Below are 16,989 nucleotides of genomic sequence, written 5' to 3'. Positions count from 1 at the left end.
CACATTAAGCCAATAAAATAAGGCCATGAGTATAAAAAGACATGCAATCAATCCTGCATACAAGTATTTCCAACGGATAGGTTTCTCGTCCAAAACTATTGCTCGATCAAGTTGATGAATAATTTAGTAGCTCCTGGTACACCAGCTGGCAATTCTCTAAAGAACGAGATTCCGGTATAAATATATGTCCCTTTGCCATATTTCGTGTAAATCAATGAGCCGTTCAAAGGTTCCTCATTTGGATCTTGGAACGTAAGCGGAGAGGAATATTCATGAGCGATAGCTGATGCAAAATACAATCCTCTTTCCTGATCCCAACCGTCAAAATCAGCTGATGTTATCTTATTTGGCCCCGCCAAAATCGGATGATCCCAATCAGCCTCAAATGGAGAATCTTCCACTGTCACCCGATCTCTGCTGATAGCGAAGGGATAAGGCCCAAGGTTGTCAATCAGAAGTGGTCTACTCACATTGTATTGCAGTACCATAGTTCCCCCATTTTCTACATACTTCATGAGGTTTGGTTGATTGGTGGCGAGATCTGAATTGGTATTGTACGCTCTGATTCCTACTACGATACTTTTATATTGGGAAAGATTTGCCAAGGAATAATCTGTGATTTCACTCACCTGATAACCTAGCGAAGAAAGCACTGCTGGCACATCGTCGCCAGCTCCCATGATGTAGCCGATTTTAGCTCCAGACACTTTCCAGTTTTCCTGAATCAAATTCATCCCCGCTGGAGAAAAATAGGTCAAATTCGGAATATGTTTGTAGGAGATGCGATGGGTAATCTGGTCATACACTTTTCCTTCAGTGGTGGTAAACTGTGCTACCACTTCTCGCTTTTCATTTTTGTCCAGTTTGAAAGTAACTCTGTAAACTCTTTTCTTCTGGAGTAAATTTTCACCCATTCCTAAAATCTCAAACTCAGATTTTTGAAGATTGCCAAAAGTCAATTCTCCGTCTTTCAATCCGCCATTGAAGTTAACAGTAACGGTGACAACAGGATTTACTCCTGAAATCAAAAACACATTTTGATCAGAAACTTCTAAATCTATCTCAGGAACAATAGTAAAAGGCTGCTTTACTTCTCCATCCACCTGATCATTGTATTTGTATTCCAGTGGAATGGAAGTTTTAAATTCCTGGCTGTCAATTTTGAAAGTCAACTCACCTCCAACTTTCATATCGTTGAAAGGTTTACCGATCATAAGCTGATCTTTCACATCGTAGATCGCATCAACTACTTGATTTACTAGCCAATAAGGTTGAGATAAGGCGGCGTTTTCAGCAATTTGAAATTCAACAGGAATTAGAGCAGGATCATTATTAGCAATAACATTTTTCTTCGCTGAATAGGAAGCATCGTAAAGCTGAAATGAAGCTTCTGTGAGTAATACAACAGAAGGATTATTGACCACCAAGTTTGCCTTGATCGCTTCACCTGCATGACCAAGTTCCTGATTTGTCACAAACTCTATCTTCAAACCCAACACATCAAAAATAACCTCATCCAACTTCTTGGTTTTTTCAATTACCCATGAAGTTTTGGAGTTAAGAGCTAATAGTTTTGAACGGATTTGCATCAGAGATTTAAGGTTGAAAGCAGGATCTTTAAAGTCAAATTTCTCAATCGCAGTTTGAATCATCGATTCTATTTCCTTGCCTCCATCCAGCTCCATCCAGCGATCAGGAATTCCCTCGAAAGCTGATATTTCAAAAGCCTCTCCTTTGATGAATTGTAAATGATCCTCGGCGGCACCTATTCTAGGCGTAGCTCCAAAACCCTGCGACTTGTGCATGGTACGGCTATTTGCAGCTATTTGACTGTAGGTTTTTCCGAGTAAGCTATTAAATTCCCCTACTGGAAATACAGCATATTGCTCAGATTCTAAAGCTTTAAATTCTCCTCCAAAATTGTAAGAATTCCAAAATATTCTTTTCGGCTGCCATGTTTCTGTGTACTTCAATTGCTCTGGAAACGCTAAAGGATCAGCGGCTAAATCAAATGCTTCTTCAGCCAAAATCGCTGAAGTGGTATGATGTCCATGATTCCCACCCGGAATGGTGTTGAATCTGGTAATGATAATATCTGGTCTGAAATTTCTTATTACCCAAACCACATCAGAAAGCACCTTTTGCTTATCCCAATTTTGTAAGGTTTCATCAGGATTCTTGGAGTAGCCAAAATCCATTGCTCGGGTAAAAAACTGTCTTCCGCCATCTGTCTCGCGGGCACGAAGCAATTCCTGCGTTCGGATCTGGCCAAGTTCAATTCCCAGTTCTTTACCAATCAAATTTTGGCCCCCATCACCTCTCGTCAAACTCAAATATGCCACTTGCACATGCTCACCATTTCGGAGAGCGGAAATCAGCTGCGTATTTTCATCATCAGGATGTGCTGCCACATACAGCACTCTTTTGGTTTCCTTGAGCTGAAGTAGCTGATGATAAATGGCAGAAGATGGTAGGGATTGTGAAACACAGATCAAACTGGTTAGCGAAACAAAAAGAAACGCTAAAAACCTGAGCAATATAAGCTTGGTCATAAATGGGCATAATTTAACGCTACAAGCTAGAACAAGCCAGATGGAAATAAAAACATTATTTGATTAATGGAAGAAGAACCAGTTAAAGCCCTGTGACTTTTTTATGTTTGTCGGGAATAGTGTATCCCAACGTAAACTCAAAAAAGTCAGCCTTTGCCTTGTGGGCTTTGATCTGTATACCTACAAAAGTATTATTGTTCATCCTGTATCGAACACCAATTCGCTCATAAAAACCATTTACTTCTTGGTTGTATTGTGCCCTACTCAGGTAAACTCCGAGCGCTACAGGCATGTACAAATTCTCGGTAAGTTTCCATTCCCAGGAGCCAACCACGGCAAAAGAGTTCACATCTGAAAAAGAGATATTTTCATTAGGATAGCGATCGTGCGCTCCAGCTCCATAAAACCAATCTAAACCTATTCCGCCTCTATATTTGTAAGAAAACTCCCAAAGGTAATTCACTCCCAAACCTCCTCTAAAATAGGTTTTCTCTCCTATATCATAGCTTTTCAAACCGGTGTAAGCTGCTATATTCCAATATCCTCTCTTCTCTAAGAGAGGAAAATCAGGTTTGGCGCCAGGATTGAATTCCTCTTTGTCAAGATTCACCCGAAGTCCAATTGCAATAGGGATAAAATTGATTCCAGAATTAGGCTTTTTGATGGAGCCATTGGAATAATGCTTGGTGCCAATTGAAGAAAAAACTTCGAATAATTCAGAGAATTGATAGGAAGCTTTAAATCCAAAATGAATGTGTGCATTGATGGCTGAACTTACAAATCCATTGATTGGATTCGTTTCGACACTATATGGATTCATATTGAAACCCAAACCAATTTGGGAGTAGTAGCTAAAATTGAGTTTACGGTCAAAAATATTCTTACCAAAAGGAAACTCGCCAAATGCGTAGATTCCCATCGGCCTCCCAATCTCTGAATAGTAATTAACAGCGGTAGTAAACCCCAATCCGTAGCTCGGATATCTATTGATGTAATTGTAGTAGGTATTCTTACTACTCCTCCAGCCAATTCTCACATCAACTCCGGCATAACCTATTTTGTCGATTAGTACATCTGACCAGTCGTTGTGATTACTGATTATGGGTCCTCGGTCATAGGAAAGCTCAAAAAAATTTTTCGATTGCGCCTCTACTTGCTGAGCGACCAATCCAAAAAATATAAAAGTTATAATTGGCACTTTGTGCAATCTCATAGCTGCTATGAATTTCTGTTGGCAAAGATAAAAATATTGTAAAACCAGCCTATTATTTTTGAAACACAATTACATAAGAATTAGAGAGTGTATAGCTAACATTTGTTAGAAAATCAAAATTAAAAAAGCCTCCCGATTCTTTCAGGAGGCTTTTACTATAATTTCAATTTACTTATTAATTGCCTTCAATCCAGTTTGGACCTTTCAATTCAATTAGCTTCTTGTTATACTTTTCAGCTTCTGCATCATTTTTCAATCTAGTATGAACCTGATATAGAATCGCCATTATGTCCGTATTATCAGCTCTGATCTCCAATGCTTTCTCGAAATATGGAACTGCTTCTTTGTAGTAAAGATTTGCTTCACCACCCATTTTTTCTGATCTGGCTTCCCATTCAGCATCAGGAAGAGCACTTAATTCAGCAAGAATAGCTCTTGATTTCTCCAACAAAAGGGCTCCAGTATAATAGTTGCCATCATAGAAACTAGGATCGGCCACTACAGACTTTTTATAATCTTCTAGCGCACCTGTCATATCACCAGCTTGCTCCTTTAGATAACCTGATCTCAATAGAATACCTGCATTATTAGGATCATTTTTCAGTGCATCCTGAATAGATGCCATAGCCTCGTCCATTTTGTTCAGTTGAAGTAACAATTGAATCTCATATTCAGCAAGAACTTTATCTTCTGGATAGTCTTCTCTACCTGCCATGATGATGTCGTACGCTGCTTCAGGATTTTCCTCACCACTTAATATTTGAACCATTAAGTAGTAAACAGTTAATTTGTTGTACTCCTCAATATCCAGTAAATATCCAAAATGCTTCTTTGCCTCGTCAAATTTGCCCAAATCATTTGCAATGAAACCAGCGTTGTAGTGCACTGTAGTATCAGTAAGATCTACTTGCCCAGCTAAGTCAAAGAATTCATAGGCCATTTCAACGTCCTCAGCATTGTACCTTTCACCGCCCTTATCAAAGGCTAAGTTTTTAAGTGTCAAAATTGAGTAAGGTCTAAGATTAGCCGGAACACCAGGTAAATCCTCTGCATATACCTCTTCCCCTATACCATCTTCTTTATTACTTCCAGCCATTTCAAAAGCCTTATTGTAAGTATCGAATGCTGCTTGCCCTGTTTCCAGAGTTGAAGCGGTATTAGAAGAGTCTGAACCAAAGATTTTGGTTTCAATTTGGGCTTTAAGTAGATAAGTGGCAGGATCGCTTCCTGTTTCCGGATCATTACTGGCAGCTTCCACATCAGTCAGTGCAGCAGCTAGATCTCCGGATTTGAAGTTTTTCTCTGCCGAGCGAACCACTTTTTTTTGTGCAAAAGCCAGAGTCGTTGCACCGATCAAGGCCATTGATAGAATTAGCTTCTTCATTTTAGCGTGTTTATCTTGTTTGGTTGGTTATTCGTTAATTTCATTTGATTCATCAGAAGAATCCTCGGATTCGTCAGTTGAAGGGTCATCAGTAGCTATTTCAGAATTTTCATCGGAAACTACTGTTGCTTCTTCGATCGCTTCTACCTCTTCTTCTTTTGATATTTTCTCTACCGAAGAAATTTCGTCATTCTCTCCGATTTTAATCAATCTTACTCCTTGAGTAGCTCTTCCCATTATGCGAAGTCCATCTACGGAAATACGAATGGTAATGCCTGATTTGTTGATGATCATTAAATCATCAGTTTCTACTACTTCTTTGATTGCTACCAGTGTACCCGTTTTCTCAGTTACACTCATCGCTTTTACTCCTTTTCCTCCACGATTGGTGATTCTATATTCATCAAGGTTGGAGCGCTTACCGTATCCCTTTTCTGAAACGACAAGCAGCGTTGCATTTTCCTCAGATGCACATACCATGCCAATCACATAATCATTATCATCATTTAACTTGATAGCTTTTACGCCTGTGGCTGTACGACCCATAGGTCTTACTGCTGTTTCGTTGAAGTGGATTGCTCTACCGGATTTAGCTGCGATCACAATATGCTGACTGCCATTTGTCATCTCTACCTTCACCAATTGATCATCTTCACGTATGTTCAAAGCAATGATACCATTTGTTCTCGGGCGGCTATACTGCTCTAGTGTAGTCTTCTTGATGATACCTCGTTTGGTCACCATTACTAGGAAGTGATTGTTCAGGTAATCCTGATTATTCAAATCTGCAACCTGAATGATAGAGCGTATCTTATCATCCTGCTCGATGCTAATTAAGTTCTGAATTGGTCTTCCTTTGGAAGTCTTTGATCCTTCGGGAATAGCGTAGGTTTTCAACCAGAACAATTTTGCCTTATCTGTAAAGATTAATAGGTAGTTGTGAGTAGAGGCGGTAAATAAGTACTCTGTGAAATCATCTTGCTTGGTACTTACACCACGCGATCCTACTCCACCTCTACCTTGTGTTCTATATTCTGAAAGCGCAGTACGCTTTACATATCCTTCATGGGAAACAGTGATGATCACTTCCTCATTTGGAATCATATCTTCATAACTGAAATCTTCCGCGTTATGCTCGATTTCCGTTCTTCGGTCATCAGCATAGCGAGTCTTCATTTCTGCAAGCTCTTCTTTGATGATTTCCATTCTCCTTTCCTCGCTGGTAAGAATTTCTTTAAGTTGTTCGATCAAAGCCATAATCTCCTCATATTCATTGATGATCTTATCTCGCTCCATTCCGGTCAAACGCTGTAATCTCATATCGAGAATCGCTCTTGCCTGAATTTCACTCAAATCAAATCTCTCAATCAAGCCATTTCGAGCTGTCTCTGGATCTGCAGAACTTCTGATCAACGAAATCACCTCATCCAAATGATCTAATGCGATCAAATAACCTTGGAGAATGTGTGCTCTCTTTTCTGCTTCTCTCAGCTCATATTCCGTTCTACGAATCACTACCTCATGGCGGTGATTGACATAGTGAACGATCATATCCTTCAAGTTCAGCGTATAAGGTCTACCTTTTACCAAGGCAACATTATTCACTGAGAATGAAGTCTGTAGCTGTGTATGCTTATAAAGATTATTAAGTACAACGCTAGATATAGCGTCACGCTTCAATTCATAAACAATTCGCATTCCTGAGCGATCAGACTCATCACGAATTGCAGAGATTCCTTCGATTTTCTTTTCATTGATCAACGCGGCAGTTTTCTCCACCATGCTCGCCTTGTTCACCATATATGGGATCTCGGTGATGATGATCATCTCCTTACTTCCCCCATCTTTGATTTCTACATTGGCTTTGCCACGCATCACCACTCTACCACGGCCAGTCTCAAAGGCAGCTTTCACGCCATTGTAACCATAGATAATACCACCGGTTGGAAAATCAGGCGCAATGATATGCACCATTAATTCTTCTATGGTAATCTCATTGTTGTCGATGTAGGCGACAATCCCGTCAATAACTTCTCCCAGATTGTGGGGCGCCATATTTGTCGCCATACCTACTGCAATTCCTGAAGCTCCATTCAATAGAAGTGCAGGGACTTTTGCAGGCAATACGATCGGCTCCTTAAGGGAGTCATCAAAGTTGAATTGAAAATCTACTGTCTCCTTGTTGATATCCACCAAAAGCTCCTCAGCTATACGCTTCAGTCTTGCTTCGGTATATCGCATCGCGGCAGGATTATCTCCATCGACAGAACCAAAGTTACCCTGACCATCCACTAATGGATATCTCAAAGACCAAGGTTGTGCCATACGAACCATCGTTTCGTAAACAGCAGAATCACCATGTGGGTGATACTTACCGAGTACCTCACCGACAATTCTGGCAGATTTTTTATGAGGTTTGTTATGTAATACTCCCAGTTCCTGCATTCCGAAGAGGATTCTGCGGTGTACTGGTTTCAGTCCGTCACGGACATCAGGAAGCGCTCTTGAAACAATAACCGACATCGAATAATCGATGTAGGCTCCACGCATTTCCTCTTCAATATTAATGGGTATGATGTTCTCGTTTTCTCCTTGAGCCATATAATGCTATTCACGGGGTCGGTTAAGACTGCAAGATAGTAAAAACAGACTAGTTTTGAAAAGAGATTACCAAGACCAAAGTGGATAAGTAAGACTTTTAGTACCACTGTCCTACTTTCCTGTCTTGAAAATTGAATATCCCGCTTCCTCTGTACTCGATTCCGTTGTGCATATGCTTCATCACCACGCCGCAACCAGCAATTTTGCAACGCTTAGTCCCTGGAAAGCGAACTGCCAATCCAAATTGCAACGCATATAACTTTTGGTCGAGGTCTTGTACTTCCGAAAAATCAGCTGCAGCATAAGTGAATTTGCGGAAATCAGCTCCTCCTTTGATAAACATCTTGGTGTACTCGGAGAAGTCACGCTCTATTCTCAAGCCTAGGCCATAATAGTTCTCATCTGAAGCTAACAGTCTAGGAACGCTTGAAACTGGACCATTAGGAAATCTTGAATCAATTCCTCTATATGCTTCCTTAAGATTCAGTTTACCCAACTCAGCTTCTAAAACAAATCTCCAAGGATAATTCTGCTTAGCCCGCTGTCTGAGCTCTGACTGCATATAAAGATTGGAAGAAGAGTAATTTCTATACCTCCAGTTTAAAAAGGCCCTTCTTCTATTGGCATCGTAAAGAACCAAACCTATGGTGCCGTACACTTTACTAGCTCGGTAGTTAGCACCTTCAAAATTAAACTGATAATTATCCCCCTGAATAGGTGATAGATTTCCCGACTCTTGCCCGTAACCTCCTCCAATAGTTAGAAGGTTGAAAAGGTTGATTCTCACTCCCCCATTCCATATTGGAAACATCCAGTCTCCACCTTTCATGTCCAGCGGATTTTCTTCAGTAATATCCAGAGGATCTCCATCTAGATTTTGATATCGTGAAAAGGGGTAAAGGCTTGGATTCGCAGAATAAAAACTTGTCCCAAACTGCTGGTAAGCACCTCCTCCAGAAAGCTCCACACTTAGCATCTCCAAGACATTCCGGGCAACATTACCCATACCAGACTCACTTTTGGGATTTTTGGCTTTTGCAGAGATTCCGAAAATATCTTCTTCCTGTGCAAACACAGCTGTAAGTAAAAAACAAAGAATAATTGAGAGCGGCAGCTTTATAAAATTCATACTTTTCTTAACGATTGCTTGGGACTAATGGTGTGAAATTAAAAAAAAATGCCTCCCGATTGGGAGGCATCTTCATAATAACTTGAAAATGAATTTATTTTCCGTCTGTCACTTTTGTAGTGTCCGCCTTTTCAGCAGCTTGTTTCGCTTTCATTTCAGCGATCATATTATCCAGTTTCTCTTTAATGGTTGGATCATCATTAGTAGCTTTCAATACTTTATTATAAGTACCAGCCCCCAAAATCTCCTCATCCACAATTAAGCCTGTCTTATATTCTTTCAAAACTCCCTGAAGAGAGGCCTGGAATTCCTTAACTTCTTCATAGGCGACTTTTTCTTCCTCAGTAACTTTTGCTTCAGTCATTTTAGCTTCATCATCCCAAGCCGCTTTGATTTCATTATATCTGCCACCACCTTGGAAAATCTCATTCTCCAAAATCATTGACTTCAATTCTTCCGTTTTTGAATTTACGTAATTATCAAATGTCACCTCTACATTTGCATATTTAGCCAAGTCTTCATCTGTGACTTTCTCCTCATCTTGTGCGTAAGCAGCAAGCCCTAGGAACGCGAACAACGCTCCGAAAAGCAGTACCTTTTTCATAAACTTTGTGATTTTGATTTCTATATATTCTCCAATAAAAAAACCAAAAGTCAATAATTCAAGAAATAAATCAGCTTTTTAAGGTTTTTTAGGATAAATGGTGTGAGAGAAGTTTAATCCTGAGAAATACTCTTAAGCTCACTGATTGTCTTGACAGGGTCTGAGGAATTGAACACAAAACTGCCTGCTACAAACACATCAGCACCCGCAGCAAGCAATTTGGGCGCATTTTGAAGATTTACACCTCCATCAATTTCAATTCTTGCCTTAGCTCCCTTTGCCAAAATCAAGTCCTTCAGGCGGGAAATTTTCGAATAGGTATTCTCTATAAATTTCTGTCCACCAAATCCCGGATTCACAGACATCATGCACACCATGTCAATATCCTGGATGACATCGGTCAAAAATTCCACAGGTGTATGGGGATTAATTGCCACACCAGGCTTCGCACCAAGGTCGGCTATCGCCTGTAAAGTGCGGTGCAAATGCGTGCAAGCTTCGTAATGCACCGAGATGACTTCAGCACCTGCATCTCTAAAAGCTTCCAAAAAATTATCTGGATTCACGATCATCAAGTGCACATCCAGTGGCTTGTTCGCATGGCGATGAATCGCCTGCATCACAGGAATACCAAAGGAAATATTCGGAACAAATACCCCGTCCATTATATCTATATGAATATAATCTGCCACTGAGGAATTGAGCATTTCTACTTCCCTTTGAAGGTTTGCAAAATCAGCAGCTAATATAGAAGGGGCAATTAATGGGGACATGGATGTTAGTTGTTAGGTTTTATATTAAGATAATTTTTAATCTGTACATACGCTATTCTGCCAGTAAGCGAATTCTCTTTGGTCAATAGGTTGGAAGACCGAAGACCGGAGTAAACCAGAATTCAATGTGTCTTTGGATTTTCGATCCTATAAATTTTATACTGGCACGATTCCGTATAATCACAATTTTTAATGAAGAGACAGAATATTTCTCCTTATATAAAAGGGCTGGAAAACCCACCGCATCGGGCAGGCAGATGACGGAAGAAACGTTATAGTAACTGTTTTATGGGATTAATATCGCGTTTCTTTCAATGTTAATATAGCTCAAAACCTCAAAAACCAAGATAATACTCAGCCTCCAAATTCCTATTGCCTTATCAATTTGCCCTGCATGATCAACGAGCTATTCTGCATCTGAATCATATATAAACCTGGCTTAACTCCTTGCAAAAGAATCTGGAAAGGTTCTTTGAGGGTGGATCTGTTGAGCACTTCAGTTTGTAACGTTCTGCCATGTAGATCAATTATAGAAAATTCCGCACTCAGGCTATTTCCAAAGTAAATATTCAACGCATCACCAAGAATTGGGTTAGGATAAACTTTCCAGGCTAATGCTTCCTCGTTTTCTTCTACTGCAAGTATTTCTCCGTAAAGCGCATCAAAGAAATTGGGAATTCCATAGCCTAATAAATTATCCGGTTCTTCGGCTTGTGTTCCGCTATTTATCAAACTTTCCAGCAACTTATCCTTTGTCCATTCTGGTTTGGCTTCCCATAGTCCCGCCGCCAATGCGGCTATTTGAGGAGCTGAAAAAGAAGTGCCACTGGCAAAACCTACTGCGCCATTGGATCTGATCAAAACTGTACCTTCACCAAAAGCTGCCAAGTCTGGCTTAATTCTACCATCTCCAGTGGGGCCGCGTGAGCTGAAGCTGGAAACGACCAATTCTCTATTCACAGACCCAATTGCCAAAATACCTTTTGCATCTGAAGGAGAAGTAATTGTAGATAATGCTGGACCGCTATTGCCCGCGCTATTTATCACTAAAATCCCTTTGCTGGCTGCGATACTAGCTCCGCGGGCAATTATAGTGGTTTCGCCATCCAAATCCTCTACCGTGTAATTCATCTCAGGATCATCAAAGTCCCAATACCCTACCGAACTGCTTATAATGTCTGTGCCTAGGCTGTCGGCATATTCTGCTGCCCGAACCCAGTTGTACTCCTCGACCCAATATTCAGTAGCTACTTCCTCTGTCATCACTAGTATATAGTCTGCATCCGGAGCTCCTGATAGCATTTTCCCTGGCTCGTTTGATGCAATGAGTGAAAGCACATTAGTTCCATGTTGATTGTCAGAATACACATTCGTATTCCAAGGCCTTACGAAGTCTTTTGTTCCAATTATTTGCCCGTTTGTCTGCAGATGAACCAGAGAGCTCGCAGTATTTGTACCTGGAAAACCCGCATCAAAAACGGCGACAGTCACTCCTTTTCCAGTAAAGCCTTCCTCATGCATTTTATCTATTCCCAGCAGTGAATTCTGAAAATCGTAAGTTTCCTCATCAGTAGCTAAAATCCGGTCATTTTTTGCGGTAGGAGGACTATGCTTATTAGTAATAGAGGCCAAAATCTTACTGTCTTGTCTAGCATTTGGTCTTGGGATAAAGCTTCTGCCCACCAGCTCTACTCTTTCTACAAAAGGCAAAGCTTGCAATTCCTTAACTCCAGCTTCATCAGTTACTAGTAGCGTCGCATTAAACCATTTGCTGGAATACAAGATGTAAGTAGACTTCTCATCTACTGCATCCACATATTTCTGCGAAACAGGAAGATCCAAACTATCAGGAGCTACTCCTTCTTTAATTCTACGATCCAAAGCTTTTTGACTTAGAAATTCATTTGGTTTCTCCAATGAAAGACTTTCCTGCGGCTTGTACTTGTAGAATACCGCATAGCGATCTTGCGCAGCGAGACTCCCAGAAAAAGCCACTCCAAGTAAAAAAAAAGCTAAAAATTTAATCCTTTCCATTATCGGTCAATTTCATTTGAACCTTAGATCCTGAATCAATCAACATATCTCCGAGGCAATCATTTCTGGAGCAGTAAGTCAGTACTTCATCATACCTTTCCACCAAGCCTACATTCTTGTCATATATCTCATAGCGAATATCCCTATAAGTCACTTTATCATCGCTATCCTCCTGATTGATACGAATGGAATTACCAGAATTGATTAACTCAAAATCGTCTTCTACATCATTTCTATAGACATTCCCATTCCACACAACTCCATCTTTCGGAGGAAAGACCAAGGTAACCAGTGATTGATTTTGGATGGTTCTCACAAGTGACAAGTCGCGCTGAATCAATGTATATTCTATTTCAGTAACCCAATTAATTTCATCTGAGGATTTGGAACGCTGCATGATAAAAGCCTGCTCGTCTTCAGCATTTGTATAAAAGCTTCTTATTCTGTCTTTATAAAAAAACAGCTCTTGTACAGAATCATTTTCACCAAAATAAGTAGTTTGATCTACGCTATAAATCCAGAATAAGCCAATTTCCAACGGCTGGAAATCATAGCCTAAATCCACTTGTCCTTCTTCTATTTCTTTAGCACAAGAAGTAAAAAGAGCAAATACGATTAAAATAATACTGGGTAGGCGTCTATTCATGGTGACTTTCGATGACTAAAAATACTAGTATTTTCTTAAATATCTGGATAAGTGAGTTTACTTACAGTTTCGAAATACATTTTTCTAGCCGATCATCCTGTTTAACTTAGCGACTTCAATATTTTAACCATGGCTCTAAGAACTTTTGTAAAAATAAGCGGCATCACCAATCTCTCTGATGCTCGGTATTGCGCCGGAATGTATGTGGATTTATTAGGTTTTTCTTTGGAAGAAGAATCTGAAAAATTCATCACTCCCACTCAGTATAATGAGATCACAGGTTGGGTTTCCGGGCTTGAGTTTGTAGGTGAATTTGAAACCTACGATGCATATCAGGTATCCGAGACCATAAAGAACTATCCATCTGTGAAATGGATCGAGCATGACAGAATCGAACATCTAGCTGATTTGGAAGGTAAAGGTCAGGGCTTGATCTACAAAATGGATTTGAAGGAAGTGAAGAACATTGAATTGGAAGTGGCTGAGAAACTCAGTCAATCCGGGATTATTTTTCATATCACTTCAGATCATGCAGTGCTTGATGAAGATGACATCAAAGCCATAAAGCTTATTAGCGAAAATTGCAAAGTTATCCTGGGTGTTGGCATTACCGCCGAGAATGTCCAAGATTTAATCGCTGAGTTGAACCTATATGGCATCTCTCTTACTGGAGGACTAGAGATCAAGCCTGGCTTTAAAGACTTTAATGAATTAGCCGATATTCTGGAAGCACTAGAGATAGAAGAGTAATCGCCCAACACATAGAAAACTTTCTTGAATTGAGAAATGGCAAGACCAGCTACTGGAGAAGCAGATAATTTTGCTTCTCCTGAAAACTTAGATTAGTGAGCTGGTTCTACGATGCCAATAATTGGTAATTATCATACAAAAAAAAGGCTATTGGTAGCTTTTTTCAATCTGCATGCACATGATTCTTTACACTTAGGATTTTAAGTTTTTTCAATCCTCCTGGCAGCACATATTCGATCTGCATTCCTTCTTGACAACCAATTAGAGCAACTCCTAATGGAGTAAGTATTGAAAGTTTCTTTTCCGCCAGGTTACTATACTTTGGTAAGGTCATCTGGAATTTCAAAAGTTGCCCAGAAGCTACATCCTGTACTTCGAAATGAGAATTGATACGAATCACAGTAGCATCAATTTTTTCCTCAGGTACTTTTTTAGCTTTTTCTATCTCTTTGGCAAGCAAAGAAATCTCCTTAGTAATCAGGTGAGAAGGAGTATTGACGATCAAATCCTTAATGGTATTATAATCTGATTTTGTGAGTATTGGCTTCATGGTTTTTTGAGGTAAGAATTTGAACCCAAGCATGATATGATCGGGTATATAAAAGTGAGAAGTCTGGAAAAATTGCCCTACCTACGTAATCCTTAAAATCACTGGGGGCTAATAAATAAAGGCTTTATTCTTTCGGAAAAGCCCACAAATATCCGGTCTGACAGATGCAGTTGAAGTACCAAAGGAAATATGTGAAACCTGTAAATTCAAGGGAAGCGTATTTAAAACAAAAAATAGCCAAAAGTTTATACGTAAGGCTATCTCTTTAATATATACCACGAACGTTGGTTCACGGAAAAAGGTTGACGAAGCAAAAAGAACAGAGAGAAAATTTTTAAATTAGCCGAAGTGTCAAAACACTATAAAAAGCATAATTAACTATGCCTCTGATAACTATGCCTCTGATTTCTTCCAATTCCAATAATCATCCGCCCATTCAAACTCCTCGTCATTGGAAGAATTGTGTTGATCTACTGCCGCCAGTTGATCAGCATTGGCCACTTCTTGAATTTCATTAAAAAGAATCCGCTCCTCAAATCGAATGTGTTTTTCCAAGGCCACCTGAAGGTAATTCAGAAACTCATAATCCATTTCCTCTTGGGAAAACAACTTTTTTAACTCTGCATGTTCGGCAAGTGCCTGCTGGATCAATTCATTTTCTTTTCCTAAAATTGGAAATACTACTGCTTCTTCCTCAGCAAAATGCGAAACCAAATGTGATTCCCAGAACCAAATAGCATGAGCTTTCATTCGGCTGACATCAATGCCTCTCTTTACTCCGGATCGAACTTTCCAGCAGAACAATAAGCCGTGATGATGATCACGGCTTAAAGGCTGAAGTGCTATATGTCTCTTTATAGGCTGATTAGGCATAGACTTGGGATTTTTCTAATTCAATAGCTTTAGGGAATAAAATATTATTCTCCAGGTGAATATGCAAATGCAAATCCTGCTCAAATTCCTTCAATAAGGAAAAGGTAACCATATAAGTAGTACAAGCACCCTTTGGTGGAGTATAATCATCAGTTAATTCAGCAATTTTTCTGAATCGCTCTCCCTCTGCTGCATGCTCCTCCATCATCATAGCGACTGGATTGGCGACCGTTCCAAAATGGCCAGGTGTCAATTCCGTTTTCTCCTCAGATGCTTGAACCAGTTTTTTGACGAAAGGAAATAAAATAAACTCCTCCTTCTTCATATGCGCTGTCAGTTCTCCTGCCGATCCGAGAAACAGCTCCTCTACCTCGAGTAATTCAGGGTGCATTTCTCCATGAACCTTTACGATCTTTGCAAGCATAGGCTTGATCTCAGTGATTCGAGATTCCACATAGCGGTGGTGTTTTTTCTCTATGTAATCAGCCAGCAAGTCTAACGGCCATGAATTGAAATCTGTAGTGGCAGTTTCATTTATTTGGGCTGCTTCTGTCAACTCAGAAAGTAAAGCATCAATATTCACTTTTTTTCTGTCGCAAGCTTCTTCAATTGTTCTATTGCCTTGGCAGCAGAAATCAATTTTGTTTTTCTGAAATACAGTAGCATAGCGATAATCCTTTGCTACTAATTCTCCGATGATAGATTGTTCTGTAAGACTCATGATTTTATAGTTTTGAAGTGAAATATTCCAAATATGATAAGTGTTGATACTTTGATTATTTCCATTCCTACATAATAGAAATGAAGGTTTGAAGAGGGTAAATCATGTACATGAATGATTAATTCTGCTCGTGCATCCAGCGCAGGTAAAAGCCAGAAAGTCTGAATGAGCAAGAACAACAAGGGAATAGCAAAAGGAATGGTCTTAAAACTGAGCAACCTTTCCTTAGCTATGATACTACTCAGCAAAATGGCTATTGCAAAGACCCATTCTACTTTGTTCAGCGCATAGAAGACTAGTCTCCCGATTCCCAAACCCAAGGCTACTGTGATTCCCGGAGCCTGAAATTTCAGCCAAGCTTCCATAAAGCTAATTGCGCATACAAAGCCTATCCAAAGAAACGTGGAAATCAGAGATAGGGGATTTTTGACCAATGACATATCGGTTGATCGATTGATTTTATATAAATGATTTGTAAAAATCCGGATTGAAATACATGATTAGATAGAAGAGTGCGAATCCGACGAATGATAGCACCAGCGCCCAAATCCAAGCAGGTATTCCTTTGGGGTTTTCGGAGCCTGTCACTATAAATAGATCACTTCTTTCGCTACCATAGGCATTGACTGTGATCGGTATCTGTTCATTGATTACTTCATTTGGATTTAATCCAATGACAGAGATGGACGGCCCATTACGAACTTCAAACGGAATGTGCTTTACTCCCTCTTTTCCATTGGAGGAAACTGCCACAATCTTCAATTCGTGTTTTCCGTCTGGGATTTTGGTAGAATCGAATACAAACTTTACCGGTGGGGCAAACTCCGCAAATGGTATTGGATCGTCGTCTAGGAATATTCTTATACTTCTCTTGTCTTCCATGATTTATAAATGATCTAGGATACTATTTTTGATGTGATCAGGTTGATTTTCCTGTGGTTTGATCAGAAATTTTAAGCTCAGGCCTAGCGTAATGGTCACGAGTATTGCCGCTCCCCAAACAATGAAATATTCCAAATTACTGCCTGGACCTGATCCATGAGTAATATCCGCAAACCCTTTTGGCTGCTTACTTTTACATACTTCGCAGGCGAATGCTCCTCCTATAGAAACAATAAACAGAAGGATTGATAGCGCAATTATTTTTGTTTTCATCATC

Annotated in this window: 16 protein-coding genes; 1 reads left to right on the top strand and 15 read right to left on the bottom strand. The window is 39.8% G+C overall.

Going from position 1 to position 16,989, the window contains the following annotated elements; translation table 11 throughout:
* Window positions 1–95: 95 nt before the first annotated feature.
* The 9 genes from BVH04_RS03360 to BVH04_RS03320 all read right to left on the bottom strand — a co-directional run bounded on the left by BVH04_RS03360 (window position 96) and on the right by BVH04_RS03320 (window position 12,936).
* Window positions 96–2,552 carry a PIG-L family deacetylase gene (locus tag BVH04_RS03360; RefSeq protein ID WP_086539917.1) on the bottom strand — a complete coding sequence of 819 codons (2,457 nt, stop codon included), beginning with the start codon at window positions 2,550–2,552 and terminating at the stop codon, window positions 96–98.
* A gap of 82 nt (window positions 2,553–2,634) precedes the next feature.
* Window positions 2,635–3,765 carry an acyloxyacyl hydrolase gene (locus BVH04_RS03355; protein ID WP_086539916.1) on the bottom strand — a complete coding sequence of 377 codons (1,131 nt, stop codon included), beginning with the start codon at window positions 3,763–3,765 and terminating at the stop codon, window positions 2,635–2,637.
* A 175-nt stretch (window positions 3,766–3,940) separates the two neighbouring features.
* Complete coding sequence (locus tag BVH04_RS03350; RefSeq protein ID WP_086539915.1) at window positions 3,941–5,149, bottom strand: tetratricopeptide repeat protein; 1,209 nt, start codon at window positions 5,147–5,149, stop codon at window positions 3,941–3,943.
* A gap of 27 nt (window positions 5,150–5,176) precedes the next feature.
* Entirely contained in the window at window positions 5,177–7,750 is a 2,574-nt protein-coding gene (gene gyrA, locus BVH04_RS03345; RefSeq protein ID WP_086539914.1) for a DNA gyrase subunit A, read from the bottom strand.
* 97 nt (window positions 7,751–7,847) lie between these two features.
* On the bottom strand, window positions 7,848–8,879 hold the full coding sequence (locus BVH04_RS03340; RefSeq protein WP_086539913.1) for a hypothetical protein: 1,032 nt from the start codon (window positions 8,877–8,879) through the stop codon (window positions 7,848–7,850).
* Between the two features lie 94 nt (window positions 8,880–8,973).
* Window positions 8,974–9,483 (bottom strand): hypothetical protein, encoded by a 510-nt coding sequence (locus BVH04_RS03335; RefSeq protein WP_240510820.1) that lies wholly within the window; start codon window positions 9,481–9,483, stop codon window positions 8,974–8,976.
* Window positions 9,484–9,596: 113 nt separating this feature from the next.
* Entirely contained in the window at window positions 9,597–10,256 is a 660-nt protein-coding gene (gene rpe, locus BVH04_RS03330) for a ribulose-phosphate 3-epimerase (protein ID WP_086539911.1), read from the bottom strand.
* A 369-nt stretch (window positions 10,257–10,625) separates the two neighbouring features.
* Entirely contained in the window at window positions 10,626–12,290 is a 1,665-nt protein-coding gene (locus BVH04_RS03325; RefSeq protein ID WP_086539910.1) for a S8 family serine peptidase, read from the bottom strand.
* Window positions 12,277–12,936: a hypothetical protein gene (locus BVH04_RS03320; protein WP_086539909.1), complete on the bottom strand. Its 660-nt coding sequence runs from the start codon at window positions 12,934–12,936 to the stop codon at window positions 12,277–12,279. The genes BVH04_RS03325 and BVH04_RS03320 overlap by 14 nt, the downstream gene beginning before the upstream one ends.
* A 129-nt stretch (window positions 12,937–13,065) precedes the next feature.
* Between BVH04_RS03320 and trpF the strand changes: the two genes are divergently transcribed.
* Complete coding sequence (trpF, locus tag BVH04_RS03315) at window positions 13,066–13,686, top strand: phosphoribosylanthranilate isomerase (protein WP_086539908.1); 621 nt, start codon at window positions 13,066–13,068, stop codon at window positions 13,684–13,686.
* 163 nt (window positions 13,687–13,849) lie between these two features.
* Here the strand turns inward: trpF and BVH04_RS03310 are convergent, their stop codons facing one another.
* The 6 genes from BVH04_RS03310 to BVH04_RS03285 all read right to left on the bottom strand — a co-directional run bounded on the left by BVH04_RS03310 (window position 13,850) and on the right by BVH04_RS03285 (window position 16,985).
* Entirely contained in the window at window positions 13,850–14,236 is a 387-nt protein-coding gene (locus BVH04_RS03310; protein WP_086539952.1) for a GreA/GreB family elongation factor, read from the bottom strand.
* A 393-nt stretch (window positions 14,237–14,629) separates the two neighbouring features.
* Complete coding sequence (locus BVH04_RS03305) at window positions 14,630–15,109, bottom strand: hemerythrin domain-containing protein (protein ID WP_205635783.1); 480 nt, start codon at window positions 15,107–15,109, stop codon at window positions 14,630–14,632.
* The gene (gene ric / locus BVH04_RS03300) at window positions 15,102–15,830 is read right to left on the bottom strand and encodes an iron-sulfur cluster repair di-iron protein (RefSeq protein ID WP_086539907.1); all 729 of its coding nucleotides are present in this window, start codon (window positions 15,828–15,830) and stop codon (window positions 15,102–15,104) included. Before ric ends, BVH04_RS03305 begins: the two co-directional genes overlap by 8 nt.
* A complete protein-coding gene (locus BVH04_RS03295; RefSeq protein WP_086539906.1) occupies window positions 15,827–16,270 on the bottom strand; it encodes a hypothetical protein in 444 nt (147 codons plus the stop codon). Before BVH04_RS03295 ends, ric begins: the two co-directional genes overlap by 4 nt.
* A 19-nt stretch (window positions 16,271–16,289) precedes the next feature.
* Window positions 16,290–16,712 (bottom strand): cytochrome C, encoded by a 423-nt coding sequence (locus tag BVH04_RS03290; RefSeq protein ID WP_086539905.1) that lies wholly within the window; start codon window positions 16,710–16,712, stop codon window positions 16,290–16,292.
* Window positions 16,713–16,715: 3 nt separating this feature from the next.
* Window positions 16,716–16,985, bottom strand: coding sequence for a hypothetical protein (locus BVH04_RS03285; protein ID WP_086539951.1), 270 nt, complete (start codon window positions 16,983–16,985; stop codon window positions 16,716–16,718).
* Between the last annotated feature and the right edge of the window lie 4 nt (window positions 16,986–16,989).

This window comes from Algoriphagus antarcticus (assembly GCF_002150685.1).
In the GTDB taxonomy this organism is placed as follows: Bacteria; Bacteroidota; Bacteroidia; order Cytophagales; family Cyclobacteriaceae; genus Algoriphagus; species Algoriphagus antarcticus.
Note: the sequence above shows the minus strand (reverse complement) of the source record. Positions and strands in the feature narration are given on the sequence as shown.

What these genes read in the sequence shown, in the direction of transcription:
- BVH04_RS03310 (WP_086539952.1), bottom strand. Translation starts at nt 14,236, where the DNA reads ATGAAGCCAATACTCACAAAATCAGATTATAATACCATTAAGGATTTG.
- BVH04_RS03305 (WP_205635783.1), bottom strand. Translation starts at nt 15,109, where the DNA reads ATGCCTAATCAGCCTATAAAGAGACATATAGCACTTCAGCCTTTAAGC.
- ric (WP_086539907.1), bottom strand. Translation starts at nt 15,830, where the DNA reads ATGAGTCTTACAGAACAATCTATCATCGGAGAATTAGTAGCAAAGGAT.
- BVH04_RS03340 (WP_086539913.1), bottom strand. Translation starts at nt 8,879, where the DNA reads ATGAATTTTATAAAGCTGCCGCTCTCAATTATTCTTTGTTTTTTACTT.
- BVH04_RS03350 (WP_086539915.1), bottom strand. Translation starts at nt 5,149, where the DNA reads ATGAAGAAGCTAATTCTATCAATGGCCTTGATCGGTGCAACGACTCTG.
- BVH04_RS03325 (WP_086539910.1), bottom strand. Translation starts at nt 12,290, where the DNA reads ATGGAAAGGATTAAATTTTTAGCTTTTTTTTTACTTGGAGTGGCTTTT.
- gyrA (WP_086539914.1), bottom strand. Translation starts at nt 7,750, where the DNA reads ATGGCTCAAGGAGAAAACGAGAACATCATACCCATTAATATTGAAGAG.
- trpF (WP_086539908.1), top strand. Translation starts at nt 13,066, where the DNA reads ATGGCTCTAAGAACTTTTGTAAAAATAAGCGGCATCACCAATCTCTCT.
- BVH04_RS03295 (WP_086539906.1), bottom strand. Translation starts at nt 16,270, where the DNA reads ATGTCATTGGTCAAAAATCCCCTATCTCTGATTTCCACGTTTCTTTGG.
- rpe (WP_086539911.1), bottom strand. Translation starts at nt 10,256, where the DNA reads ATGTCCCCATTAATTGCCCCTTCTATATTAGCTGCTGATTTTGCAAAC.
- BVH04_RS03285 (WP_086539951.1), bottom strand. Translation starts at nt 16,985, where the DNA reads ATGAAAACAAAAATAATTGCGCTATCAATCCTTCTGTTTATTGTTTCT.
- BVH04_RS03360 (WP_086539917.1), bottom strand. Translation starts at nt 2,552, where the DNA reads ATGACCAAGCTTATATTGCTCAGGTTTTTAGCGTTTCTTTTTGTTTCG.
- BVH04_RS03290 (WP_086539905.1), bottom strand. Translation starts at nt 16,712, where the DNA reads ATGGAAGACAAGAGAAGTATAAGAATATTCCTAGACGACGATCCAATA.
- BVH04_RS03355 (WP_086539916.1), bottom strand. Translation starts at nt 3,765, where the DNA reads ATGAGATTGCACAAAGTGCCAATTATAACTTTTATATTTTTTGGATTG.
- BVH04_RS03320 (WP_086539909.1), bottom strand. Translation starts at nt 12,936, where the DNA reads ATGAATAGACGCCTACCCAGTATTATTTTAATCGTATTTGCTCTTTTT.
- BVH04_RS03335 (WP_240510820.1), bottom strand. Translation starts at nt 9,483, where the DNA reads ATGAAAAAGGTACTGCTTTTCGGAGCGTTGTTCGCGTTCCTAGGGCTT.